Below are 26567 nucleotides of genomic sequence, written 5' to 3' on the forward strand. Positions count from 1 at the left end.
GTAGGAGCGAGCGGTGCGGCGATCCGACTTGCCCGCGAAGGCGTCCGCCCAGACACCGCCTACCTCAAGGCTTACGCAACAGGTAGGTATCCATAATCCACCCATTCGCCACCCGCGCCGCCTTGCGCACCCGCTCAATCTCATCCGCCACGTCCTTGAGCTTGCCGCTGATCAAAATCTCATCCGGCGTCCCCAGATAAGCCCCCCAGTAAATCTTTGTCTCCTGATCCGCCACTTGATGGTAGGAATCCTCGGCATCGAGCATCACCACCAGGCTGTCGGCGTCGCTCACCTGCCCCGCCGCCAACCGCCGGCCGGTGGTGATTTCAATCGAGCGGCCGATGCGATTCAGCGGCACCTTGTGCTGCGCAGCCAGTGCCTGAACGCTGGTGATGCCGGGGATCACTTCATACTCGAACGCGCAGCGGCCGGAGGCCAGTATTGCCTGCAAAATCCGCAGGGTGCTGTCGTACAACGCCGGATCGCCCCACACCAGAAAACCACCGCACTGATCGTCGGAGATTTCCTCATTGATCAGCCGCTCGAAGGTTTGCTGCTTGGCAAGATTCAAATCTTCGACACTGGTTTTGTAGTCCACATCCCCGCGCTCACGCTCCGGGCTGTGGGCTTCGACAAAACGGTAGTCGTGACCGGTGATGTAGCGCTCGCAGATCTCACGGCGCAGGTCGATCAGCTTGTCTTTGCTCTGGCCCTTGTCCATCAGGAAAAACACGTCGACGAGGTTCAGCGCCTTCACGGCCTGCATCGTGATGTAGTCGGGGTTGCCGGCGCCGATGCCGATGACCAGAAGCTTTTTCATCAAATGACTCCTTCAAGCAAACGCAGGCGCCAGCGGCCGGTGAACCGCAACTCGATGGCCGATAGCGGTTCGACGTCGATCAGGTTGAACGCCGTAGCCTGCAACACTTGCGTCAACGCGGCGCGAATGACAAACGGATGGGTGATGGCAAGGATATGCCCCGGTGTTGTCTCAAGGGACTTGAGCCACTGCGCCACGCGCTCACCCAGTTGCACGACCGACTCACCGCCATGGGGCGCCGAGGTCGGGTCGTCGAGCCAGGCCTGCAGCGCCTCGGGCTCGGACTTTTGCAGGTCATTGATCCGCACCCCGTTCCATCGTCCGAAGTCGCAATCCCTCAGCGCCGAGACGATTTCAACGTCACTGCCAAACATCTCGGCCGTCTGCTGCGTGCGCAACTCCGGACCACAGAGCACCCGTGGCGCCCCCGTAAACTGACGGGTACGCGAACCCTTCGCCGATTGCCTATAAAATTCCAACGGCTCATTCGTAGGAAAACACGCCAATTTTTGTGCGACGGTTCGAGCGTGACACATCAGGGTCAAACGGGTTGCCTGCACGGATTATCACCCTGTCGATGAAATGGAAAACGGCACGATGCCGCAAATAATGACGCAATTGTGCCGCAAGACGCTTGATCCAGGGCGTTTCGTTTGAATCCGCAACGACGGGACGCGGGTTCATTTAACCATTGAAATTCGGCAATCTCTGACTCCCTTGTGGGCGATGGACTACAAGCCCTGTCGACTTCCGTGTAGCCCCCAGCGCACGGGCTTTTTGCCTCATTTTTGACGTTGGGAAAACCATGGAAAAATTTGCTAGACATGTAGCGTGCGCTACATAAATACTGTTTTAGCAATTTATGAAACAAAACCGACACACCCATCCAGCAGGAGCCCGGATGCCCACCCTTAGAGATCTGATCACCGATTCCGGCCTGGACCTTACGCCGTCGGAACGCAAAGTCATTCGCGCCTTGCTGGACCAGTACCCGCGTAACGGGCTGGGGCCGATGTCACGTTTGGCCGAACATGCCGGTGTCAGCGACCCCACCATCGTGCGACTGGTAAAAAAGCTGGGTTTCAGCGGTTACGCCGATTTTCAGGATGCCCTGCTCAGTGATATGGACCACCGTCTCCGGTCCCCCAGCGCCCTGTTGCAACTTCGCTCTCATCTTCAGAAAGGCGACGCATGGAGTCATTACTTGGCGGACACCCATCGGGCGCTGGTGGATACCCACGCGCTGACCCAACCCGAAGATGTGCGGATTCTAGTGGAATGGCTGCTCGATACCCGTCATCAGGTTCACTGCTTTGGCGGGCGCTTCAGCAGTTTCCTCGCCAACTATTTGCTTAACCATTTGCGCCTGCTGCGCCCGGGCTGTTTCGCCCTGGATGACAACGCGCAACTGCCGGACCGGCTGTTCGATGTGCAGCGCCAGGACGTGGTGCTGGTGTTCGACTATCGCCGCTACCAATCACAAGCCCTGCGCGTGGCCAATGCGGCGAAAAGCCGATATGCCCGCGTGGTGTTGTTCACTGACATCTATGCTTCACCGCTGCGGGAAATGGCCGACCTGATCATCAGTGCGCCGGTGGAATCATTGTCGGCCTTCGACAGCATGGTCCCGGCGCTGGCCCAGGTCGAGGCGCTGATTGCCTGCCTGACCCTGCGCAGTCCGGAGCTGGCCGATCGCCTGGAAGGCATCGATGCCCTGCGGACCGACTTCGACACCCACCTGCTGGAGGATAAATAAGGATGTTCACGCTCCCCCACCGTTCGCCCCGGGACTTACCGTTCACTGCCGATCACACCGCGCTGTTGCTGGTGGACATGCAGCGTGCCTGGCTCGAACCGCAGTTCGACCCGCACCTCAACGGACCGGACGGCGAATACTTCCTGACCCGCGCCCACATGCAGGTGGTGCCCAATCAACGCCGGCTGCTCAGCGCTTTTCGCAGCGCGCGGCAAAACGTGCTGCACACGATCATCGAAAGCCTGACTGCCGATGGCCGCGACCGCTCGCTGGACCACAAACTCTCGGACATGCACTTGCCCAAGGGCAGTGCGCCGGCGCGGATCATCGACGACCTGACACCGACAGAAAACGAAATCGTACTGCCCAAGACCTCCTCCGGGGTGTTCAACTCCACCAACATTGACTACGTGCTGCGCAACCTTGAAACGCGGCATCTGATCATCGCCGGCATCGTCACCGACCAGTGCGTGGACATGGCCGTGCGTGACGCCGCGGACCGTGGCTACCTGGTGACGCTGGTGGAGGATGCCTGTGCGACCTACACGCCGGCGCGTCATCAAGCCTGCATGAACGCGATCAAGGGTTATTGCTGGATCACCGACACCCAGACCGTGCTCGGCCGGTTGCAGGAGATGCAGCCATGAGCGAAAGCCTGTCACCGCTGCCCATGACCACCATCGTCACCACCGACCTGATCGGCGTGACCCGCGGACGCTCTTTCCCGACGGACGAACTTGAACACTATCGGGCGGCGGGTTGCGGCTGGGTGCCGGCCAACAGCGCGCTGACCCCGCAAGACATCATCGCCTCCACCAACCCGTGGGGCGCTTATGGCGACTTGCGCCTGATTCCCGACCTGAGCAGCCGGGTGACGGTCAGCAATGGCCCGGATACCACGGCCCCGGCGCTGGACTTCATCCACGGCGACATTAACGAAACCGATGGCCGTCCTTGGGGCGCCTGTCCGCGAACGTTGTTGCGCAATGAAGTGCAGCGTTATCGCGCCGAGTTGGGCTTGCAGGTCAATGCCGCGTTCGAACATGAATTCAACCTGAGCAGCGACGCGGCTGATCAGCTGGCGTTCTCTCTTGAGGCTCAGCGTCAGGGTGCCGAGTTCGGTGGCTGGCTGCTCAGTGCCCTGCGTGCCGGCGGCGTCGAACCGGAAATGTTCCTGCCCGAATACGGCAAGCATCAATACGAAATCACCTGCCGCCCCGCCCTCGGTGTGGCGGCGGCGGATCGCGCGGTGAACGTGCGCGAGATCACCCGCGAAATCGCCCGGCAGATGGGCCTGGACGTGAGCTTCGCGCCCAAGACGTCCGAGCATGCCGTGTGCAACGGCGTCCATCTGCACGTCAGCCTGCTGGACCTGGACGGTCAACCGCTGATGTACGACGCCGGCACCGTCAATGGCCTGTCGACCCTCGGCCAGCACTGGGCCGCCGGCATCCTGCATTACTTGCCGGCGCTCTGCGCGTTTACCGCGCCGACACCGGTGTCCTACGAGCGTTTGCAGCCGCATCACTGGAGCGCCTCCTACGCCTGCCTCGGCCAGCGCAACCGCGAAGCGGCGCTACGGATCTGCCCGACGGTGAGCCTGGGCAGCAAATCCGTGGCGGCGCAGTACAACCTGGAATTTCGCGCCATGGACGCCACGGCTTCGCCGCACCTGGCCATGGCCGCGCTGCTGATCGCCGGTCGCCTGGGCATCGAGCAACGCCTGGCCTTGAACGCGATCACCGATGAAGTCCCCGATTCCCTGAATGAAGAACAACGCCACGCCCGAGGCATCGTCGCCCTGCCCGCTTCACTTGCCCAGGCGCTCGAGTGCCTGCGCAACAGCGAGGCGCTGATCGAAGCCCTGCCGAGCGCGTTGATGGACACCTACTTCGCCCTTAAAACCGAGGAAATGACGCTGACGGACCAGCTGTCGCCCGCCGAACGCTGTGAGCACTATGCACGCCTGTACTGAATCCGCTGAACGCGGTCTTTTTACCGAGCCTGCGTACACCCTGAGCCGCGAAGACTCGGAGCACCCGTTGATTCTGGTGTGCGAACACGCCAGCCGTTTTATCCCGGCCGGGTTAAATGACCTGGGGCTGAGTCACGACGCGGCGCGCGAGCATATCGCCTGGGACATTGGCGCACTGGCACTGGCTGAGGGTCTGTCCCGGGCAATCGGGGCAACATTGCTGGCGGCCAATTACTCACGGCTGTTGATTGACCTCAACCGCCCGCGCCATGCGCCGGACAGCATCCCGTCGCAGAGCGAGATTTATCAGATACCGGGTAATCGTGATCTGGACGAGGCGACGCGCGATTACCGCCGCGAATGCCTGTTCAAACCGTTTCATGCCCGGCTGCAAACCTTGATCGACCAACGTATCGCACAAGGGCGACCGGTTCGGGTCGTCGGCATTCACAGCTTCACCCCGGTTTTCCACGGCCAGCCACGCGCGCTGGAAGTCGGCGTGCTGTTTGGTGAAGCCAAGGGCTACGCCCAACGCTTGATTGACGGGTTGAGCCAGTACCCCTTGAAGGTTGCCGGCGATGAACCGTACAAAATCAACCCGCGGGGCGATATGACCGTGCCGGTCCACGGCGATGCACGGGGACTGGAATCGGTATTGATCGAGGTGCGCAACGATCTGCTGCGCACCCCTGAAAATGTCAGTCGCTGGACCGCTTACCTGGCACCGCTGTTGTAAAAGAATCACGTCAAACTCGCAGCTCGTGGCTGCTTTCATCCCAAGGAGTAGGGCTTCATGGAAATAGAAGAATTCGGCTACAAGCAAGAGTTGAAACGTAGCCTGTCGCTGACCGACCTGGTGGTGTACGGGATGATCTTCATGATCCCCATCGCCCCGTTCGGTGTGTACGGTTACGTCAACGCAGAAGCGCCAGGGATGGTGCCGCTGGCCTACATCATCGGCATGGTTGCGATGCTGTTCACGGCCCTGAGTTACGGCAGCATGGCGCGGGCCTTTCCGATTGCGGGTTCGGTGTATTCCTACGCGCAACGCGGCCTCAACCCGCATGTCGGGTTTATCGCCGGGTGGCTGATGCTGCTCGATTACCTGTTGATTCCGCCGCTGCTCTACGTGTACGCGGCCATGGCGCTGAATCACCTGTACCCGGACATTCCCAAAGTCGGCTTCATCCTGGCCTTTCTGGTCAGCGCGACCTTCGTCAACCTTCGGGGTATCACGTTCACCGCACGCATGAACATTGTCTTCCTGCTGGCGCAACTGGTGGTGCTGGGGATCTTCCTGTTCTACGCCTGGAATGCGCTGCACAACGGCGGCGGCAACGGTCAGCTGACCCTGGCGCCGCTGTATAACCCCGAAACCTTCAACTTCGCCCTGCTGATGCAAGCCGTGTCGATTGCGGTGTTGTCCTTCCTCGGCTTCGATGCGATCTCCACCCTTGCCGAAGAAATCAAGGGCGACCCGGGCCGCAGCGTCGGCAAGGCGGCGCTGATCACCCTGTTGGTGATGGGCGTGATCTTCGTCGCGCAGACCTGGATTGCCACTGACCTGGCGGCCGGCATGGGCTTCACCTCCGCCGACACCGCGTTTTATGAAATCGCTGAAATCGCCGCCGGCAGTTGGCTGGCAACCCTGACGGGCGTGGCCACGGCTTTGGCCTGGGGTGTAGCGGTCGCCATCACTTCACAAGCGGCGGTATCGCGCCTGCTGTTCGGCATGGCCCGGGACGGCAAACTGCCGAAGGTGCTGGCCAAGGTTCACCCGAAACACAACACCCCCTACCTGAGCATCTACCTGGTGGCCGTGCTGTCGCTGGTGATCTGCTACCTGTTCATCAACTCGGTGGACACCCTCACCTCGCTGGTGAACTTCGGCGCGTTGAGTGGATTCATGTTGCTGCACCTGACCGTCATCAATTACTACTGGCGTCGGCAGAAGTCCGGCCAAGTGATCCGTCACCTGATCTGCCCGGTGATTGGCTTCATCATCGTCGCGGCCATCATGTACAACATGGGCGTCGATGCACAAAAGCTTGGCCTGATCTGGATTGCCTTGGGCCTGGTTTATCTGTTTTTCCTCAACAAGCTGGGCGCCAGCACGGTATTGCCCGACCCGAGCAACGGCTGACAAGAAAAAGAGCGGCGTCTGACAACAAATCAGGCGACCGCCGATTTAATGCGTGGAAACCGACAGTGATAGTCAGGTTCGGGACACATCGCCGAACCCTTTGATACAGGAGTACATCCATGCTGGTCTTACGCCCAGTCGAGTTAACCGACCTGCCCCAGTTGCAACAACTGGCGCGCGACAGTCTGGTCGGTGTCACGTCCTTGCCGGACGACACGGAACGCCTGCGGCTGAGGATTCTCGACTCCTGCACCTCGTTCGAGAGCGACGTTGAGGTTCATGGCCCGGAGAATTATTTCTTCGTGCTGGAGGATCTCGTGGCCGGGCATCTGGTGGGTTGTTCGGAGATCCTCGCCACCGCGGGCTTCAACGAGCCGTTCTACAGCTTGCGCAACCGTCACTTCACCAGCGCTTCCCGGGAGCTGAACATCGAGCACGGTGTACCGGCCTTGTCGTTGTGCCAGGACCTCAGCGGCCACACCTTGCTGCGGGGCTTTCATATCGACACGGCGCTGGTGCGCACACGGTTTTCAGAGTTGCTGTCCCGGGCGCGTTTGTTGTTCATTGCCGCCCATTCGCGGCGCTTTTCCGAAGCGGTGATCACCGAGATCGTCGGTTACAGCAGCGATGAAGGGCAATCACCATTCTGGGATGCGCTGGGCAAGCATTTCTTCGACCTGCCTTACGCCGAGGCCGAGCGGCTTTGCGGTCTGCAGAGCCGGACCTTTCTCGCCGAACTGATGCCGCACTACCCAATCTACGTGCCGATGCTGCCCCAGGCTGCACAGGAATGCATCGGCCGGATCCACCCCGATGGCCAGGAGGCCTTCGATATTCTTGAGCGCGAGGGATTTGAAACCAACAGCTACATCGACCTGTTCGACGCTGGCCCGACGCTGTATGCACGGACCTCGAACATCCTCTCCATCGCCCAAAGCCAGACCGGCACGGCGCAACTGGTTTCGCCCATCGATGCGCTCGGCAGTTACCTGGTGAGCAACGATGCGCTCAAGGATTATCGCGCCATCGTCGCCGAGCTGAATGTCCAGACCGGGCAACCGGTGGGGTTGAGCGCCGAGATGTGCGCCGCCCTGAACGTCACTGATGGCAGCCCGATCCGGCTGATTGCCCTGTGAGCATCACCCGGCCCCGTGCCCAACGACAGCGCCCGAACTGGCGCGAAGAAGGAGCTGCATCATGATTGTCCGCCCGGTTCGCATCACCGACCTGCCCGCCTTGATGGATCTGGTGCAAACGGCCGGCCCCGGCTTCACCACCCTGCCGGCCAACGAAGAACGCCTGACGCACCGGGTGCGCTGGGCCCAACGGACCTTCGCCGAGCAGGTCGAGCGTGCGGATGCCGACTACCTGTTCGTGCTGGAAGATGACGATCAGCAAGTGGTCGGCATCAGTGCGTTGGCCGGCGCCGTTGGCCTGCGTGAACCCTGGTACAACTATCGGGTCGGGCTGACGGTCAGTTCGTCGCCGGACCTGGGTATTCAGCGGCAGATTCCGACGCTGTTCCTGAACAACGAAATGACCGGCCAATCGGAAATCTGCTCGCTGTTTCTGCGGCCCGATCAACGCCATGGCAGTAATGGTCGGTTGCTGTCTTTGGGACGCCTGCTGTTCGTTGCCGAGTTCCCGCACCTGTTCGGCGACAAACTCATCGCCGAATTGCGCGGCAGCGCCGACGAACACGGCTGTTCACCGTTCTGGGACAGCCTGGGCCGGCACTTCTTCAAGAAGGATTTCAGCCACGCCGATCACCTGTCGGGGCTGGGCAGCAAATCATTCATCGCCGAACTGATGCCACGCCAACCGCTCTACACCTGCCTGCTCACCGAACAGGCCCAGGCCGTCATCGGCAAGGCACACCCGAACACGGAACCGGCGCTGAAGATCCTCAAGGCCGAAGGTTTTGTTCATCAGGGCTACATCGACATCTTCGACGCAGGCCCGGTGATCGAAGCCCCGGTCGCGAGAATCCGCACCGTGCGCGACAGCCAACCGCTGGTATTGGCCATCGGCACGCCAGATGAGCAGGCCCCGGTGTGGCTGATCCACAACCGCCGCCTGGAAAACTGCCGCATCACCACCGCCCAGGCCCGGCTGGTGGGCAACAGCCTGATCGTTGACCGACTCACGGCCAAACGCCTGCAGCTGCAACCGGGTAATTCTGTGCGGGCGGTGTCGCTGCCCAATCAACAGCGACAGGCTGTTGCGGCGTAATCGTAATATGAAACCTTCCCCACCCTGTGGCGAGGGGGTTTAGCGAAACGTCGCACCGCCCCGCTGGGCTGCGAAGCGGCCCCAAAACTTGCCATCACTTTTTTCCTGGCGCACCGCGTTCTGCGATTTACGACTGTTGCGCAGCCGAACGGGGCGGTGCGACGTTTCGCTAAACCCCCTCGCCACAGGTAAACCCCCTCACCACAGACAAGTCCCTAGCCACAGGCAAACCCCTTAGCAACAATGGTCTGCGCCTATCTGAGCCGCCCCGCAAAATTCGTCATCATCTTCCCCTCGTCCGCGTGATAGCCTTTTGTTCCTTCGGCGTTGACACCTTTGCTCAAGCCTTTCCATTCCTTTGTATTGGTGGAACTCATATGTCCAGGCTTTCTCATCAAGATTTGCGCCGTAACTTCCGCGAGCTGTTTGCTTCCAACGCCTGCTATCACACGGCGTCGGTCTTTGACCCGATGTCGGCCCGCATTGCCGCTGACCTGGGGTTTGAAGTGGGTATCCTCGGTGGTTCGGTCGCCTCGTTGCAGGTGCTGGGCGCCCCCGACTTTGCCTTGATCACCCTCAGCGAGTTCGCCGAACAGGCCACGCGCATCGGCCGTGTCGCTCAATTACCGGTCATCGCCGACGCCGATCACGGCTACGGCAACGCGCTCAATGTGATGCGCACCATCGTCGAACTGGAACGCGCCGGCATCGCCGCCCTGACCATCGAAGACACCCTGCTGCCAGCGCAATTCGGGCGCAAATCCACCGACCTGATCGGGGTGGCGGAAGGCGTCGGCAAGATTCGCGCGGCACTGGAAGCCCGGGTCGACTCGGAAATGGCGATCATTGCGCGTACCAACGCCGGGATCCTGCCGGTCCAGGAAATCATCAGCCGCACCCGGCAATACCAGCAAGCCGGGGCAGACGGGATTTGTATGGTGGGCGTGCAAGACTTCGATCAACTGGAGAAAATCGCCGAACACCTGACCGTGCCGTTGATGCTGGTGACCTACGGCAACCCGGCCCTGCGCGACGACAAACGCCTGGCTGAACTGGGCGTGCGGGTGACCATTGACGGTCACGGCGCTTACTTCGCGGCGATCAAAGCGACTTACGACAGCTTGCGCGAGCAGCGGCAGATCTTTACCCAAGCCTCGGATTTGAGCGCTACCGAGCTGACTCACACGTATACGCAGCCTGAGGAATACATCCGTTGGGCGGAAGAGTTTATGAGTGTGAAGGAATAGCTGTCAGCTGACGTATTTGTAGCGACTGCAATGGCCTCTTCGCGAGCAGGCTCGCTCCCACATTGAATCTCAGTCGATCACAGGACTTGTGTTCACAAGAGATCCAATGTGGGAGTGAGCCTGCTCGCGATAGCGTCAGCTCAAACACCGCTATATTGCGGCTTTAAACCCCTCCTCCCGCTGCAACGCCCGCGCCTGAAACACACCCAGAATCGCGCACCCTTCGCGCATCAGCAGATGCACCGCGCCGGTTACGCGCGTCAAATCACAATCGGAAATACCTTTGAAGCCAAGGCTGGACAAGGTGTCTGCCAGATCGCGAACCACGGTAAAGCGATGCGCGGCGCAGGCGGCGAGGTCGCTGAGTTCTTTGTGGGTATTGATGAAGAGCACCGGGTTTTCGGCGTCGTAGGTGTCGATGGGGAGGTAACGGGGCATTACTTGGTCGGACATTGGTGAAACTCCTGTAGTTAGAGCAACCACCATTCGCGGCCAAGCGAAAAAGGTGGCAGCCATACGCGGGTTGGCCGACCGGGCTACAGGACCCCGGCACACCCGGAGGTGTCCCGCGCACAGCCGCCATAACACAATGTTTCAGACGTTAATCGCCTGAACGGTGTCGGGTTAGCTGGCGTTCCTGTATCCGACCGGCCAAGGTCGTTCGCGAAGTTTTCCGCGAGTCCGAACTATAGGGGGCGATGCTGGAACGCGGCAACAGGGTACGTTGTAGGAAACGTCTTGGAAAGTTGTGCGCAGATGAATCATCGGTCCCCCACGCGGTAGGAACGCAACTTCACCAACACCGAATATCCCTGTGGCGAGGGGATTTATCCCCGTTCGGCTGCGCAGCAGTCGTAATTCGCTGAACGTGGTGCGGCTGAAAAAACGCGATAGTAGATTTTGGGGCCGCTTCGCAGCCCAACGGGGCGGTGCGACGTTTCGCTAAATCCCCTCGCCACAAAGGCTCGCCCCTACAGGGACTTTTGCAGGCCTCAGACCGGGTCGAGCAGTTCGTGTTGGGGCTGGCCGTCGACGCGGCAGATGACTCGGTTGCGGCCGGTGGTCTTGGCTTCGTAGAGCGCCTGGTCGGCATCGTTGAGCCACAGGGTGGCGTCGGTGTGGGCCGGGTTGAACGCCGCCAGGCCAATGCTCAGGCTGACTTTAAGCGCCGGGTCCTGCTCGTAGCCCAGGGTGGCGAAGCGATCACGCAAAGCGTCCATGGCAGCCGCCGCGCTATTGAGGGGCAAGTCAGGGACGAGCACGCAGAATTCGTCACCGCCATAGCGCCCCGCCACATCAGTCGCCCGCAGGTTCTGCTTGAGCATTTGGCTCAGCTGCCGCAGCACGATGTCCCCGGCGACGTGGCCGTAGGTGTCATTGATTATTTTGAAATGGTCGATGTCGATCAACGCAATCGCCCCGCCCTGCTGCTGGCGTTGGCAGCGCTGGAATTCAACTTCAAGCTGATCTTTCCAGGCGCCATGGTTCAGCAGGCCGGTGAGGCTGTCGGTTCGGCTCAGGGCCAGCAGTTCGCGTTTGTGCCGGCCAAGGGTGGTGGCCTGGCGAAAGCAGATCCAGCCCAGCGCCAGTGGATACAAAATCAGCAGCGGTAAGCAGGCATACAGTTGCAACGCACTGGTTTGCGCGAAGAAGACCGGTGTAAAAATCAGCAGGCCGACACCGATCCCGAGAATCTGTGCGACCGTGCCCACCAGCAGGAAACGCAAACCGCCAATGGCCACGTTGTTCATGGCCATCATGGACAGCGTCGCCGCGCTCGGCAGCGGATTGAACTGCATGGCGGCGACCCAGAAGCCGCCGAGAAAAGCGTCGACCAGGATGTTGCGATGTTCGGCGTGAAAGGGCACCTCCGCCCGACGCGCCCATTGATAGGCAACGTGCGGCCAGAGAACGCCATTGAACACCATGACCACCCAGACCCACGGCGCCGGGTTGAGTGGATACATCGCCGCGCCTACGCACAACAACCCCAGGGCCAGCCCCAGGGTTCGCGATGCATAAAGCCTCCTGGCCAGTGAAAGTCCTTTTCCTCCCGTTTTTCCCATAGAGACCTCTGCACCACAGAACGGAACCTGACACCACAAGGGTTGCGGGTGTGCTGGGAGTCTATCAGGGCAACGTTAAATAGCCATCATCGGCGGGCAGCCTGAAGACAATGCGGTCTGTAGGAGCGAAGCTTGCTCGCGAAGAACGATGACGCGGTTCTAGCTGATATACCGCAGCGCCCCATTCGCGAGCAAGTCGGATCGCCGCACCGTTCGCTCCTACGGGTTATGTGGGTAATGTTTGGGCTATACATGAAGGAAGGGTTGGATAAACAACGATAAACAAGGAGGCCCATGCAAACCTTTCAAGTGTTGATCATCGGCAGCGGTTTTGGCGGTCAGTGCGCGGCGATCAATTTGCTCAAGGCAGGCATCGACGATTTTCGCCTGCTGGAACGACGGGACTTTTTTGGCGGCACCTGGTGCCAGAACACCTACCCCGGCGCGGCCGTCGATGTGCCCTCGCCGCTCTACTCACTGTCCTTCGCCCCTTACCGCTGGACGCAAATGTTCGCCGAACAGGCTGAGCTGCACCACTACACCCAGTACGTGGTGGAGCACTTCGGCCTGCGGGACAAGGTCGAACTGGAGGCCAATGTCGAGCGCATCGAGTGGGACGCCGACGGGCAACGCTGGGCGGTGCACACCGGCGCCAAAGGCACGTTTCACGCGCAATTCCTGATCAACGCGACGGGGCCGTTGAGCCAACCCGTCGTCCCACACTTTGAAGGCCAGGAGCGCTTTCAGGGCAAGACTTTTCACACAAACAACTGGGATCACGCCTTCGACTATCACCACAAACGCGTCGCCATCGTCGGCAGCGGCGCCAGTGCCGCGCAGGTCATTCCGGCCATTGCCCCCGACGTCGAACACCTGCATGTGTTCCAGCGCACGCCGCACTGGGTATTGCCACGCGCCGACCGCACCTTCGGACCTTTCCAGCGTTGGCTGCTGGGCCTCAAACCGGCGTACAAACTGCTGCGCTGGATGCTTTACTGGCAGTTCGAAACCCGGGTGATTGCCTTCAAATACTCGAAACCGGCCATCCACATGGTCCAGCAACACGCCCTGCGCTTCCTCAAACGCCAAGTGCCCGACCCTGAATTACGCCGCAAACTGACGCCGGACTTCACCATCGGCTGCAAGCGAGTGATTGTCTCAAGCACCCTTTACCCGGCGCTCGGCCGCAGCAATGTGACGCTGCACAGCCGCGAACAGGGTATCGCCTCCATTGACGAAACCGGCATCGTCACCCTGGACGGTCAGCACATCGACCTGGACCTGATCGTCTGGTCCACCGGGTACGACGCCACCGACGGGGTGATTTCCTACCCGGTCACCGGCAAAAACGGCACCCGACTCAAAGACGTCTGGGCGCAGTACCCGCGGGCTTATCTGGGCACCAGCCTGCCGGACTTTCCCAACCTGTTTATCATCACCGGACCCAATACCGGCATCGGCCACACCTCGGCGCTGTTCATCATCGAATCACAAATGAACTACATCCTCGACTGCATCCGCACGCTGAAAGAACACGGTTTGCGCAGCATCGAAGTACGCCCCGAGGCAGAACGTACCTACACTGAGATGATCCACCGCGAAATGGAGCGCACCGTGTGGAAGTCCGGGGGCTGTCATAGTTGGTACCAAAGCAAGAGCGGTCATGTGATCGCGATGTTTCCGGGGTTCAGTTTCAGCTATCACCGGTTGACCCGGGCACTGAAACCCGCCGACCACATTTTGTCCTGATCACGTAAAAGGAAGATGCCTGATGCTTGTGTTGGTTGTCCTTATCGCGGTTTTTGTAGCCTGGAGCTGGCTGAGTTACCCGGCCATCGGTTACTGGCTCTATGACCTGAGTATGGCCATGGAAGCCAAGCTGTATCGGCTGCACAAGATCGTCGTACCGATCACGGAAATGACCGTCTCGACCTGGCAAGGCGGGCCGTACGAAGCGTCCAGCAGTGTGCTGATGCTGCACGGCTTCAGTGCCGACAGGAACGTCTGGCTGCGCTTCGCACGACACTTTGTCGGCAACTATCGGGTGATCATCCCTGACATCGCCGGCCATGGCGAAACCGGGTTCAAGGCAGGTGGCGGCTACGATATTCCTCTGCAGGCCAAGCGGATGATCCAGCTGCTGGACGTCTGCGGGGTCGAGAAAGTCCATGTGATCGGCAACTCAATGGGCGGCTACATCGCGGCGTGGCTGGCGGCGAATTACCCGGACCGGATTGCCTCCGTCGCCCTGATCGATCCGGCCGGCGTCACTTCCCCCGAGCCCAGCGACCTGGAGCGACATTTGGCCAAGGGGCACAACCCGTTTTTGATTCATTCACGGGAGGAGTTCCAGCGCTTCTACGCCATGACCATGGCCGAGCCGCCGTGGGTGCCCGGCGTGGTGCTGGACGCTATTGCGCAGCGTTATGAACAGAGTCGCGATGATCTGGAAGAAATCTTCAACGACTTCCGTGCCAGCCCGCCGATGGAGCCCAAACTGCCCGACATCAAGTGCCCGGCGCTGTTGCTGTGGGGGCACAAAGACCGCCTGATCGACGTCAGCAGCGTGGCGGTGTGGAGTAAAGGCATCGCTGATTTGCGCGTGGATATCTGGGACCACAGTGGCCATATGCCGATGGTCGAGCAGCCGGCCAATACCGCGCGGTTGTATCGGGAATTCCTCGGTTCGCTGCGCTCGGAAAGCCGTTCTCACCTGTAATCCCTCACCAATCCTGTAGGAGCGAGGCTTGCCCGCGAAGGGGCCTTTGAAGGCGCCAAAAGCTTCGCGGGCAAGCCTCGCTCCTACAAGGGCTGTGGGTAACCAATAGTGCGAGCAGTCCTTGGCAGAATGAAGTCCGTCAGAAACTTCGTTTGTCGGCGTTGCAGAAGGCTGCGATCTTTTCCCGCATCCTTTACGTCATCCGCGCCAGGAATTTTTTTCATGAGCCACCCAAGCTTCGTTAGCCCTGACCTGATCCGCCAACGCTTCTCCAAAGCGATGTCCGACATGTACCGCGAAGAAGTGCCGCTGTACGGCGCGCTGATGAAGTTGGTCGAGCACACCAACCGTCACGTGCTGGACAGCGATCCGCAGGTGGCCCGCCAGCTGAACAGCACCGGCGAAATCGAGCGGCTGGACCTGGAGCGTCACGGCGCGATTCGCGTCGGCACCGCTGACGAACTGGCCACTCTCGCCCGACTGTTTGCGGTGATGGGCATGCAACCCGTCGGCTATTACGACCTGACCCCGGCCGGCGTTCCGGTGCATTCCACCGCGTTCCGCGCCGTGCACGAAGTCGCCTTGCAAGTCAGCCCGTTCCGGGTGTTCACCTCACTGCTGCGCCTGGAACTGATCGAAGACCTGGAACTGCGAGCCTTCGCCCAGTCGGTGCTGGATAAGCGCCAGATCTTCACCCCGACAGCGCTTGCACTGATTGAGCGCGCCGAAACCGAGGGCGGTCTGACCGAACAAGAGGCCCAGGACTTCGTCGAACAGGCGCTGGAAACCTTTCGCTGGCACCACAGCGCCACGGTCACCGCTGAGCAGTACCAGAAACTCAGCGCACAGCATCGACTGATCGCCGACGTGGTCGCGTTCAAGGGCCCGCACATCAATCACCTGACGCCGCGCACCCTGGACATCGACATCGTCCAGGCACAAATGCCCGCCCACGGCATCACGCCCAAAGCCGTCATCGAAGGCCCGCCCCGCCGCCAGTGCCCCATCCTGCTGCGCCAGACCAGTTTCAAGGCGCTGGACGAGCCGATCGCCTTCACCGATCAAGCCGAGACGCGCGGCAGCCACAGCGCCCGCTTCGGTGAAATCGAACAGCGCGGCGCAGCGCTCACGCCAAAAGGCCGGGCACTTTACGATCGCCTGCTCAACGCTGCCCGTGATGAGTTGAAGGACTTCCCGAACAAGGGCAATGCCGCACGTTACAACGCGTTGATGGCGCAGCACTTTAGCGAATTCCCTGACACGTACGAAGGCATGCGCCAACAGGAACTGGCGTACTTTCGCTACTTCCTCACGGAGAAAGGCCTGGTGGCCGATGAGCTGAAATCATTGCCGCTGGAAGAATTGCTCAGCGGCGGCTATTTGCGGGTTGAACCGTTGGTGTATGAAGATTTTCTGCCGGTCAGTGCGGCGGGGATTTTCCAGTCGAACCTTGGGGATGCGGCGCAGGTAAATTATGGCGTGCATTCGAACCAGCAAGCGTTTGAACAGGCGCTGGGGCGCTCGACCATTGATGAATTGGGACTGTATGCCGAGACGCAGCGACGCTCGATCGAGCAGTGTTTTTCGGCGTTGAACATTCGCTAGTCACCACCGAACTGTAGGAGCATGGCTTGCCAGCGAAGGCGTCTTCAAAACCGCCTTCGCCGGCAAGCCGTGCTCCTACAAAGTCCTGCGTTTACTTGAGTTTCGCCAACAACGCCTCAGCCGCAGCCTCGGACGATGCGGGATTCTGCCCGGTGATCAGCAAGCCATCGGTGAGCACATAACTCGCCCAATCCGCGCCCTTGGAATACTCGCCGCCCTTCTCCTTCAGCATGTCCTCCACCAGAAACGGCACGACATTCGTCAGTTGCACCGCCTCTTCCTCAGTGTTGGTAAAGCCTGTCACGCGCTTGCCTTTGACCAGTGGCCGGCCATCCGCCCCCTTGACGTCACGCAACACACCCGGCGCGTGGCAGACTGCTGCGACCGGTTTTCCTGCCTTGATAAACGCTTCGATCAATGAAATCGAATAGCTGTCTTCGGCAAGGTCCCACAGCGGACCATGACCGCCGGGATAAAACACGGCGTCGTAATCATCGGGCCTTACGGTGCTCAACACAGCGGTGGACGCCAGCGCTGACTGGGCCGCAGAGTCTTTGCGAAAGCGCTCGGTGGCAGCGGTTTGTGCGTCCGGCTCGTCGCTTTTCGGGTCCAGCGGCGGCTGGCCACCCTTGGGCGAGACCAGGGTCAGCTGAGCACCGGCATCCTTGAAGGCGAAGTACGGTGCCGCGAATTCTTCCAGCCAGAAGCCGGTTTTCTTACCCGTGTTACCCAATTGACCGTGGGACGTTAAAACCATCAGGATTTTCATGTCGTGCTCACTCCACTTCGGGGTTGTTCGGACGCTCGACGGCGCTGTTTTTATGGACCACTCGGCCAGCCGATTCGTTGCACCGGATGCCGGGCGCCTTTGAGTGATGGCGCAAAGCCTTGATGCGCAAGAAGTTGCGCACTACTCGTGCCAAAAGCCCCTCAAGGATCGCTGATCGCCCGGCCTGTCAGGCCTTCCAGCCGAGTGCGCAAGTTCTTGCGCAATGCTGTGCAAGAACTTGCGCACATTCAGGCGGCAGCGCTTTTAGAAATCTCCAGCGACCACTCAAAAAAGCCTCAACCCCTTGATTTATATGACCCGAATCGATTCTGGCACGGACCTTGATAACAGTCAGGCACCCACCGGGCGATACCGCCTCCCGGGCACCCTCACTTTATTCAGCAAGGAGCACATCCATGGCTACTCCAGCGTACATGTCCGTCACTGGCGAAAAACAAGGTCTGATCACTGCCGGCGCATTCACCGCCGACTCGGTTGGCAACACTTATCAAGAAGGTCACGAAGACCAGGTCATGGTTCAGGCTTTCAGCCACGACGTGATCATCCCGCGTGACCCACAGTCCGGCCAGCCAACCGGTCAGCGCGTTCACAAGCCAGTCGTGATCACCAAGGTCTACGACAAGGCTTCGCCACTGCTGCAAGCTGCTCTGACCTCCGGCGAGCGCATGAGCGAGATCGTTATCCAGTGGTACCGCACTTCGGCTCAAGGTACCCAAGAGCACTACTACACCACCAAACTGGAAGACGCGATCATCGTCGCCATCAACAACAAAATGCACAACTGCCAGGATCCGTCGAACTCCCACTTCACTCACCTGGAAGAAGTGCAATTCACCTACCGCAAAATCACCTGGACCCACGAAGTATCCGGTACTTCGGGTTCCGATGACTGGCGTCAGCCGGTCGCCTGAGTCAGGCCGACCGTCTAAAGCATCGGCCAGCTCTGCTGGTCGATGTTGTTTTCGCCCTTCCAGAATTTTGCGTCTGCTGATTCCTTTCTCCGGTATTGGCCAACGCCGCAGCACTGCACGAGGAACAAGGGATGTTCGCGCCGGCCAATCAAACTCACTTTGCCCTGACTATCGAAGGTCTGGACAACGATCTCCAGGTTTTTTCCCTGCAAGGTCGGGAAGCCATCAGCCAGCCTTTTGTGTTTGAGGTGGAGCTGGTCAGTGAACAGCCGTCCCTGGACCTCGAGACCCTGCTGCACAAACCGGCCTTTTTGCAGCTTTCGCCTGACGGCAGCGGCATCCATGGCCAGATCTATCGCGCCGCCCAGGGCGATTCCGGCAAACGCCTGACCCGCTACGCGGTGACCCTGCGCCCGCAACTGTCCTACCTCGCGCACCGCATCAACCAACGCATCTTCCAGAACCTCAGCGTGCCGAAAATCATCGGCATGGTCCTCGAAGAGCACGGTATCCAAAGCAACGCCTATGAATTCAAAGTCGGGGCGATCTATCCCGAGCGCATTTACTGCGTTCAGTACGATGAATCGGACCTGCAATTCATCCAGCGCCTGTGCGAGGAAGAAGGTATCCATTACCACTTCCAGCACAGCGCCACGGCCCACAAACTGGTGTTCGGCGATGACCAGACGGTGTTCCCGAAACTCGCACCCGTGGCCTATCAGCAAGACTCCGGCATGGTCGCCAACGACCCGGTGATCAAGCGCTTCGACCTGCGCCTGGAAACCCGTACCAGCCGCACCACCCGCCGCGACTACGACTTCGAGAAACCGCGCATCACCCTCGAAAGCGAAAACCGCGGCGACGCCCTGCCCGACCTCGAAGACTACGACTACCCCGGTCGTTTTATCGACCGTGAGCGCGGCAAACATTTAGCCAAGCGCAACCTGGAACGTCACCGCAGCGACTTCCAGTTGGCCGAAGGTAAAAGCGATCAGCCGTTGCTGGTCAGCGGCCATTTCCTGGCCCTGACCCAACACCCGAAAGCCAAATGGAACGACCTGTGGCTGTTGACTGAAGTCCTTCACGAAGGCAAACAGCCGCAAGTGCTGGAAGAGTCGGTGACCAGCGACACCACCAGCCTCAAGGGCGATTTCCACCAGGGTTACCGCAACCGCTTCCAGGCCACGCCGTGGGACGTGCCGAACCGCCCGCCGCTGACGCAAAAGAAGCCGCGCATCCTCGGCAGCCAAAGCGCCGTGGTCACCGGGCCCAAGGGTGAAGAGATCCACTGCGACCAGTACGGCCGCGTCAAAGTGCAATTCCACTGGGACCGCGAAGGCCAGGCCGACGACAAGACCAGCTGCTGGCTGCGCGTCTCCTCCGCCTGGGCTGGCGCCCACTACGGCGGCATCGCCATTCCGCGGATCGGCATGGAAGTGCTCGTCACCTTCCTCGAAGGCGACCCCGACCAGCCGCTGATCAGCGGTTGCCTGTACCACAAGGAAAACGTCGTCCCCTACCCGCTGCCGGCGAACAAAACCCGCAGTACCTTCAAAACCCTCAGCTCCAAGGGCGGTGGCGGCTACAACGAACTGCGCATCGAAGACAAAAAAGGCCAGGAACAAATCTTCCTGCACGCCCAGCGCGACTGGGACGAAAACGTCGAACACGACCAGAAAATCCGCGTAGGCAACGAACGCCACGACACCGTCGAGAAAAACAGCTACAGCGAATTCAAGGCCGAAGAACACCACACCGTTTACGCCGACCGCAAAGTCGAGGCCCGCGCCAACGACCACCTGACCGTGGGCGTGAACCAGCACATCAAGATCGGCACCGGGCAGTTCATCGACGCAGGCCAGGAAATCCACCTGAGCAGCGGCATGAAAGTCGTGCTCGAAGCGGGCAGTGAACTGACCCTGATCGGTGGCGGCAGCTTCATCAAAATCGATGCCGGCGGCGTGACCCTGAGCGGGCCGGTGATCAACATGAACTCCGGGGGTGGGCCGGGTAGCGGGACTGGTGCTGCGCCGTTGTTGCCGGGGGTGTTGAAGCAGGCGGATGCGGACAAGGCTGGTGCGGTGTTGACCCCGGCGCAGATCAATACGTTGAAACGTAATGCGCCGTTTTGTGAAGAGTGTGAGAAGTGCAAGGCAGGTGCTTGTGCGATCTGATCTGTTGACTCCGCAGGCGTGGCTTGCTGACAAACCGTTGCAGGCAGGTGAGCGCCTTTACTTGATCGTCAGTGCTGCCAGCGATGCCGAGCCGCTGAAGGCCTTCTACCAGCAAGAGATGGCACCAGAACTGATACCTATCTGGGGGGGCACGCCTTACGCCGATTGGCAGCCAGTCATGCCCTATCTCGCCGAGCTGAAGCCAAACGCCGGTTTTTTGCAATGGATTACCGAAACCGATGCCCAGGATTGGGGTTGGCTGGCGGTGTCCACCAGCACGGCGGACGTGGTGTTTGAACATCTACGCAGTTTGACCCAAGTACGTACACCCGATGGCACCGAGGTGTTTTTCAGATTCTGGGACGGGCGGCATATTTATCCGATTCTTGAAGGCCTGGGCGCCAGCGCTGGCGAGGTGCTGCCGGTGTTCGAGCGGTACTTGATCAATGGACAGAGCCTGACGGTGGGACCAAGGTCCGTACCTCCGGCGAAGAAATGGCCGTGGTGGGAAGTGCCACAGAAGCTGCTCGATACGCTGGCGGAAAAAGATCACACCACCGTCGTCGACAACCTGATGCAGTGGCTGGGTGAGGACTGCCCAGAGCTGTTCTTCGCGTTCCCCGAAAGTAACTTGCGGCACAAGGTCGAGCGCTTCGTTCGCCAACAACCCAATACAGAAGATATGGCAGAGCGTCTTGCTGCTCAGCTGACAAAGGAAGTCACGTCATGAATACCCCGATTGGTACCTTGGTCCTGCGCGTGCTGGACGCCAAAACGCCTGACGTGAACCTGATTCTCAAAGACTTCAAGAACTGCCTGAGCGATTACAAGGAGTGGGCAGACGGTTTTCTCACTGGCTGGGCACTGGATGTCGACCAGACATTCAAAGTCGGCAATGAAGTCAGCGTCACCAAACGCAAGACCAAAACAGGTGCGGTCGAGACCTACGCAACCTGCCCCCTGGCGGGCGACTTCACCCTGATCCACATGTTCGAGTCGGCGCGCTTCGTCCCAATCGGCAACACGCCAGTGAAACTGGAGCCCGTCAAAAAAGGCACGCTCTACGACGACGTTACCGGACCTGCCATTGAAACAACCATCGGCCCCAGCGGCATCAAGGTGATCGACGGTTGCAAGAAAGGCCAGATGTACCGCATCACCTTTTTCCCCAACGTTTCCCAGAGCAACGTCAAAGCGCTCTACGAATCCTATCAGGGCGTAATCGGCAATCTGGATGGCTGGTTGCAAAGTGAGTGGTCGGGCAAGTTCCAGCCACAGTGGGCCAGCTATTCGGCGGCCGATCGCATGGGCCGTTCCGTAATCTTGTTGAAACAAGCGATGGATGGACTGGAGAAAGCGCTGCTCAGGCTGTGGGATGACATCAAAAGCCTGTTCGAACTGCTCGCCCACCCGAAGGAAAACCTTGAGAAGCTGCGTAAATACTTGTCGGACGTCGAGATCGACAAGCTCTATGCAGCCTCCAAGGAGTCCATCGCTTCAGGTCTATTGATCCTCAGTGATGAACCCCTGATGTTCATCTACGTTTCTGCAATTGTCGCCTGGGTCGGCATGCTGCCTCCGCAGGTCATTGTCGACGTGGTGACGGCGATCGCAGCAGAGTTCCTGATCAACGTGGTGCTGGGCATTTGCCTCACGGGTGGTGCGGGAATCGCAGTACGGGTGGGCACCAAAGCCCTATCGACGGTCAAGTCCGGTACAGCCATCAAGTACCTTGAAGAACTGGCCGCGAAACTGATGACGTTGAGCGGCAAACACAGCCTGCCGGCACACGCTGAAGTGTCGAAACCGTTGATTGCCAGTGCCAAGAATGTGCCAATGAAGCCGACCAAAACAGCGGCGATTAAAATCGACGAGGCTGCCGCCAACGGGTCAAAAAGTCAGGTTCCGAAAACCACGGATACGCCGAAGCAAGAAGTCAAAGATGCTTCTTCGTTTCCGCGTGGCAAGAAAGAAAAACAGACCACCCTGACCCCCAAGGAAAAGGTTGACGACGTTTCCACGCAGTCGAAGACGCCCGATGATAAAAGCGCCACCTGCGCCAAGAAAACCTGCACCAATGGTTGCCCCGTATCGATGGTCACGGGCGAAGAGCTGCTGACCCTGACTGATGGCGAGCTCGGTGGTTTGCTGCCCTTCAGCTGGACGCGACTCTATCGCACCAGCGCCGCAGAAATCGATTGCGGCCTCGGCTACGGCTGGAGCCATGCCTTGGCCCAACGCGTCGACATCAACCAAGACGAAGTCATCTGGACCGACCACGAGAACCGTGTCACCACGTTTCCGTTGCCAAGTGCGCAGCGTCCGGCGATCACCAACAGCCTCTCGGAAGCGGCCATTTTCATCGGTGACGACCCTTCCGAACTGGTGCTCACGCAGGCCGGCGAACGCAAACAGTTCTACCATTTCCGCTACAACAGCAAGGGCGCCACGCTGATCGCCATCAGCGATGATTACGGCAATCGCCTGCACATTACCCGTGACATCCACGGGCGTATCAAGCGTGTCGATAACGGTGCCGGTCGCGCCCTCCTCGTGCGTTATGACCGCAAGCACATCGTCGCCATCGACTATCAGCAGTTCAGCCCGGCGGACAATCTGGAAGATGCCTGGAGCACCGTTCAGACCCTGGTCACCTATGGCTACGACGCCCAGAACCGCCTGATCGAAGCCCGAAACGCAGCGGGTGAGGCAGAACGCTACGCCTACAACGATCAAAACGTCATCCTTGAGCGCCAACTGGCCGGTGGCGCGAGTTTCTACTGGGAATGGGAAAAGGAAGGCAAGTCGGCACGCTGCATCCATCACTGGGCGAGCTTCTCGCAGATGGACGCGCACTACGCCTGGGATGACAAGGGCAGCGTCACGGTTACCAACGCCGACGGCAGCGAAGAAATCTACACCCACGACGATCAGGCCCGACTGGTCGCCAAGGTTGACCCGGATGGTGCCGAGCACCTCAAGGCCTACGATGACAAAGGCCGGCTGATTGCCGAAAAAGATCCACTCGGAGCAGTCACCGAGTACCAGTACAACGAAGCTGGCCGACTGGTCGCGGTGATTCCACCGGAAGACGCTCCCACCACTTACGAGTACTACCACGGGTTCGTCCGTGTAGTGAACCGTGGTCCGGCCACCTGGACCTACTGGCGCAACGATCAGGGCGACATCACCGAACAGATCGACCCGGACGGCAACTCGACCCACTACAGCTACAACCGCCAGGGCCGTCTGCTGGAGATCCGTCATCCTGATGGCAGCCGCCATCAACTGGGCTGGAACAACCTTGGCCAACTGCTCGAAGAACAGCTGCCCGACGGCGGCCAGCGCAAGTATCGCTACGACGCGCTGGGCCGACAGATCACGCGTCAGGATGAAAGCGGCGCGATCACCCACTATCAATGGGACGCGGCGAACCGCCTCGCGCAAATCACCTTGCCCGGCGGTGCAACCCGTGCGTTTACCTATAACGCTTACGGCAAAGTCACCGCCGAACGCGATGAACTGGGCCGCGTCACCCGTTACGAGTATGCGGATAACCTGCATCTGGTCAGCCGCCGCATCAACCCGGACGGCAGCCAACTGCGTTACCACTACGACAACTCGCGCCTGTTGCTCAGCGAGATCGAAAATGAACGTGGCGAGCACTACCACCTCGATTACTACCCCAACGGCCTGATCCAGCAGGAAACCGGCTTCGACGGTCGCCGCACCGCCTACGAGTACGACCTCAACGGCCAATTGCTGAAGAAAACCGAATTTGGCGACGACGGCAGCGAACTGATTACCGAGTACCAGCGCGACGCCGCTGGCCGCTTGCTGGTAAAAACCCTGGCCGATGGCGAAGAAATTCACTACAGCTACGACGCACTGGGTCGCCTGGTAAACGTCGACGACGGCCATTGGCCTCTCGCCTACGAATATGACCTGCAAGACCGCCTGATCACCGAACACCAAGGCTGGGGCACCACGCGTTACGAGTACGACAAACTCGGCCAACTGAGCCACTGCCGCCTCCCCGACGGCAGCAAACTCGACTACCGCCACCAATCCGGTGGTCGCCTGAGCAGCATCGACCTTAACGGCTCGCGCCTGACCACTCACCAGTTCAGCGCTGGCCGCGAGCAGCAACGTCAACAAGGCCTGCTGCTCAGCCAATACCAGTACGACGAACAAGGCCGACTGCAAGCCCACACGGTGGGTCAGCAAGATCGCAACCTGTTCCAGCGGCGCTACGCCTACGACGCCAATGGCAATCTCGCGGGCATCGATGACAGCCGCAAAGGCAATCGCAGCTACCACTACGACCCGCTCGACCGACTGATCAACGTCCGTGGCACCACCCCGGAAAGCTTCGCCCACGACCCGGCGGGCAACCTCCTGGGCCAGGGCGACCAGCCAACCGCAAACATGGCCAACGTCAAAGGCAATCGCCTGCTCATGCAAGGCGACCGCCACTACGATTACGACGCCTACGGCAACCTGGCGCGCGAACGTCGAGGAACCGGACAGAAACTCGTCACCGAGTACCGTTACGACTGCCAACACCGCCTGATCGGCGTCAGCCTCCCCGGTGGCAGCAATGCAACCTACAAATACGACGCCTTTGGCCGCCGCATCGCCAAAACCGTCGATGGCCACACCACGCAATTCCTGTGGCAAGGCGAGCGTCTCATCGCCGAAAGCGCTGACAACCGCTATCGCAGCTACATCTACGAACCGGGCACCTTCCGCCCATTGGCCATGCTCGACGGCGAAGGCCCGCTCAAAGCCGAACCGTTCTACTACCAACTCGACCACCTCGGCACCCCACAGGAACTCACCGACTACAGCGGCCAGATCATGTGGTCGGCGAAATACCGCGCCTACGGCAACCTCGCTACCCTCGACATTGCCGAAATCGACAACCCGTTGCGCTTCCAGGGTCAGTACTTCGATGGGGAAACGGGCTTACATTACAACCGGCATCGCTACTACAATCCGGGCACTGGACGGTATCTGACGCCGGACCCGATCAAGCTTGCGGGTGGGTTGAATAACTACCAGTACGTGCCTAACCCTACGGGGTGGGTGGATCCGTTGGGGTTGAATAACTGCCCTGGCGCAGATGGTTGTAAGCCCGATAGGGCAATAGAAACCCCAGAAGCACAAGCCAAAGTAGACTCGGGTGATCCTGGCATACCAAGCGCAAAAGTTCTTCAAGCAAGACAACGCCAAGCTCAGATGTTAGAAGACAATGTTGGGTACAACATTAGCCCAATAGCGTGGGATAAATACCCAAGCATCGGAAGAGACGGATCCTTTATTTCTGACAAAAAAGGCATCAGCGATCTAGTTGGAGATTTCTCAGCAAACGGAAAAATGACACTGAGCAAAGACCAAATTCTCAATTTAGAAGCCGCATTTGGATTAGAAAAAGGAAGCCTTCAGAATGGCTTTAAAATCAGAAAAATTGATGGAATCCAAGAACGCTCGCCTAGAAGCCCACTTGCAGGTAATGAAAAATTTGAAGGCCCAGGAAACCATCTACCGGGAGGGGCGCCAGAGATGGTAATCGATTCTATCCCCACTACCGATGCGCCTGGTGTGTCTACCATGACAGAGATTTTACTGAAATGAATACAATCCATGCCTATGTCACAAAATCCGACAGCGATTTTGTCAGAGTTAAAATTCTAGAGGCTAGAACCAAAGAAAAACTTATCGATATTGGCTTTACAAATGATATCGATCTTAACGAATATAAAATCAACACACCAACCGATGAAAAAAAAGCCGAAGTATTTAATAAACTAAGAGAGCTTGATTTTTATTTTTCTGATGGTAGAGAGTGGTGTCCTGCAGAAGTATTTGAATATTTAAGAGACAAAGGACTTCTAAATGGAAAATTCAAGATGATCAGCTGGACTAGCCCTGACAAATACATGATCACACTCGACAAATAAACCACAGAAATTCAAATACAAACAAACAAGCGGGACAAACAAGAAAAAAGTAAAAAAAAGGGGACGGATTTATTTTATCTGATGAAAATAAATCCGACCCCTTTTTTAATTCACGATAATGAACCTGATCTATTTTCTGTCCAAGCCGAGTTGAGAGTTTGAAAAA

General features: G+C 59.2%; 21 protein-coding genes. 16 read left to right on the forward strand and 5 right to left on the reverse strand.

The window, feature by feature from the left end; translation table 11 throughout:
- Positions 1–64: 64 nt before the first annotated feature.
- Positions 65–820 (reverse strand): precorrin-6A synthase (deacetylating), encoded by a 756-nt coding sequence (cobF, locus tag ACYZTM_RS03685; RefSeq protein WP_131063172.1) that lies wholly within the window; start codon positions 818–820, stop codon positions 65–67.
- Positions 820–1380, reverse strand: a complete 561-nt coding sequence (locus ACYZTM_RS03690; protein ID WP_461987109.1) for a histidine phosphatase family protein — start codon at positions 1378–1380, stop codon at positions 820–822. The genes cobF and ACYZTM_RS03690 overlap by 1 nt, the downstream gene beginning before the upstream one ends.
- A 341-nt stretch (positions 1381–1721) precedes the next feature.
- Here ACYZTM_RS03690 and ACYZTM_RS03695 point away from each other — a divergent pair, with 341 nt between their 5' ends.
- The 8 genes from ACYZTM_RS03695 to ACYZTM_RS03730 all read left to right on the forward strand — a co-directional run bounded on the left by ACYZTM_RS03695 (position 1722) and on the right by ACYZTM_RS03730 (position 10173).
- The gene (locus ACYZTM_RS03695; RefSeq protein WP_131063170.1) at positions 1722–2576 is read left to right on the forward strand and encodes a MurR/RpiR family transcriptional regulator; all 855 of its coding nucleotides are present in this window, start codon (positions 1722–1724) and stop codon (positions 2574–2576) included.
- A gap of 2 nt (positions 2577–2578) precedes the next feature.
- Entirely contained in the window at positions 2579–3223 is a 645-nt protein-coding gene (locus ACYZTM_RS03700) for a cysteine hydrolase family protein (protein ID WP_131063169.1), read from the forward strand.
- On the forward strand, positions 3220–4551 hold the full coding sequence (locus ACYZTM_RS03705; RefSeq protein ID WP_461987112.1) for a glutamine synthetase family protein: 1332 nt from the start codon (positions 3220–3222) through the stop codon (positions 4549–4551). Before ACYZTM_RS03700 ends, ACYZTM_RS03705 begins: the two co-directional genes overlap by 4 nt.
- The gene (locus tag ACYZTM_RS03710) at positions 4535–5287 is read left to right on the forward strand and encodes an N-formylglutamate amidohydrolase (RefSeq protein ID WP_131063167.1); all 753 of its coding nucleotides are present in this window, start codon (positions 4535–4537) and stop codon (positions 5285–5287) included. The genes ACYZTM_RS03705 and ACYZTM_RS03710 overlap by 17 nt, the downstream gene beginning before the upstream one ends.
- Positions 5288–5344: 57 nt before the next feature.
- Positions 5345–6694: an APC family permease gene (locus ACYZTM_RS03715; RefSeq protein ID WP_461987114.1), complete on the forward strand. Its 1350-nt coding sequence runs from the start codon at positions 5345–5347 to the stop codon at positions 6692–6694.
- Positions 6695–6813: 119 nt separating this feature from the next.
- The gene (locus ACYZTM_RS03720) at positions 6814–7830 is read left to right on the forward strand and encodes an arginine N-succinyltransferase (RefSeq protein WP_461987116.1); all 1017 of its coding nucleotides are present in this window, start codon (positions 6814–6816) and stop codon (positions 7828–7830) included.
- 61 nt (positions 7831–7891) lie between these two features.
- Positions 7892–8926: an arginine N-succinyltransferase gene (gene astA, locus ACYZTM_RS03725; protein ID WP_131063164.1), complete on the forward strand. Its 1035-nt coding sequence runs from the start codon at positions 7892–7894 to the stop codon at positions 8924–8926.
- Between the two features lie 377 nt (positions 8927–9303).
- Positions 9304–10173: an isocitrate lyase/PEP mutase family protein gene (locus ACYZTM_RS03730; RefSeq protein ID WP_131063163.1), complete on the forward strand. Its 870-nt coding sequence runs from the start codon at positions 9304–9306 to the stop codon at positions 10171–10173.
- Positions 10174–10323: 150 nt separating this feature from the next.
- On the opposite strand, the gene ACYZTM_RS03735 is transcribed toward ACYZTM_RS03730, so the two are convergent.
- Both ACYZTM_RS03735 and ACYZTM_RS03740 read right to left on the reverse strand, forming a co-directional pair.
- A complete protein-coding gene (locus tag ACYZTM_RS03735; protein WP_461987119.1) occupies positions 10324–10626 on the reverse strand; it encodes a hypothetical protein in 303 nt (100 codons plus the stop codon).
- Positions 10627–11165: 539 nt separating this feature from the next.
- Positions 11166–12239, reverse strand: coding sequence for a diguanylate cyclase (locus ACYZTM_RS03740; RefSeq protein ID WP_461987121.1), 1074 nt, complete (start codon positions 12237–12239; stop codon positions 11166–11168).
- A 294-nt stretch (positions 12240–12533) separates the two neighbouring features.
- Between ACYZTM_RS03740 and ACYZTM_RS03745 the strand changes: the two genes are divergently transcribed.
- The 3 genes from ACYZTM_RS03745 to hglS all read left to right on the forward strand — a co-directional run bounded on the left by ACYZTM_RS03745 (position 12534) and on the right by hglS (position 16563).
- Positions 12534–13988: a flavin-containing monooxygenase gene (locus ACYZTM_RS03745; protein WP_131063333.1), complete on the forward strand. Its 1455-nt coding sequence runs from the start codon at positions 12534–12536 to the stop codon at positions 13986–13988.
- A 22-nt stretch (positions 13989–14010) separates the two neighbouring features.
- The gene (locus ACYZTM_RS03750; protein WP_461987124.1) at positions 14011–14958 is read left to right on the forward strand and encodes an alpha/beta fold hydrolase; all 948 of its coding nucleotides are present in this window, start codon (positions 14011–14013) and stop codon (positions 14956–14958) included.
- Positions 14959–15180: 222 nt separating this feature from the next.
- A complete protein-coding gene (hglS, locus tag ACYZTM_RS03755) occupies positions 15181–16563 on the forward strand; it encodes a 2-oxoadipate dioxygenase/decarboxylase HglS (protein WP_461987126.1) in 1383 nt (460 codons plus the stop codon).
- Positions 16564–16654: 91 nt separating this feature from the next.
- On the opposite strand, the gene ACYZTM_RS03760 is transcribed toward hglS, so the two are convergent.
- Positions 16655–17332 carry a type 1 glutamine amidotransferase domain-containing protein gene (locus ACYZTM_RS03760; RefSeq protein WP_131063336.1) on the reverse strand — a complete coding sequence of 226 codons (678 nt, stop codon included), beginning with the start codon at positions 17330–17332 and terminating at the stop codon, positions 16655–16657.
- Positions 17333–17748: 416 nt separating this feature from the next.
- Here ACYZTM_RS03760 and ACYZTM_RS03765 point away from each other — a divergent pair, with 416 nt between their 5' ends.
- The 5 genes from ACYZTM_RS03765 (at position 17749) to ACYZTM_RS03785 (ending at position 26401) form a co-directional block, all read left to right on the forward strand.
- On the forward strand, positions 17749–18264 hold the full coding sequence (locus ACYZTM_RS03765) for an Hcp family type VI secretion system effector (RefSeq protein ID WP_054051032.1): 516 nt from the start codon (positions 17749–17751) through the stop codon (positions 18262–18264).
- Between the two features lie 131 nt (positions 18265–18395).
- Positions 18396–20438 carry a type VI secretion system Vgr family protein gene (locus ACYZTM_RS03770; RefSeq protein ID WP_461987129.1) on the forward strand — a complete coding sequence of 681 codons (2043 nt, stop codon included), beginning with the start codon at positions 18396–18398 and terminating at the stop codon, positions 20436–20438.
- A complete protein-coding gene (locus ACYZTM_RS03775; RefSeq protein ID WP_461987131.1) occupies positions 20428–21168 on the forward strand; it encodes a DUF4123 domain-containing protein in 741 nt (246 codons plus the stop codon). The genes ACYZTM_RS03770 and ACYZTM_RS03775 overlap by 11 nt, the downstream gene beginning before the upstream one ends.
- Positions 21165–26075 (forward strand): RHS repeat-associated core domain-containing protein, encoded by a 4911-nt coding sequence (locus ACYZTM_RS03780; protein WP_461987133.1) that lies wholly within the window; start codon positions 21165–21167, stop codon positions 26073–26075. Before ACYZTM_RS03775 ends, ACYZTM_RS03780 begins: the two co-directional genes overlap by 4 nt.
- A complete protein-coding gene (locus tag ACYZTM_RS03785) occupies positions 26072–26401 on the forward strand; it encodes a hypothetical protein (protein ID WP_461987135.1) in 330 nt (109 codons plus the stop codon). The genes ACYZTM_RS03780 and ACYZTM_RS03785 overlap by 4 nt, the downstream gene beginning before the upstream one ends.
- Positions 26402–26567: the final 166 nt, after the last annotated feature.

This window comes from Pseudomonas sp. MDT2-39-1 (genome assembly GCF_054898085.1).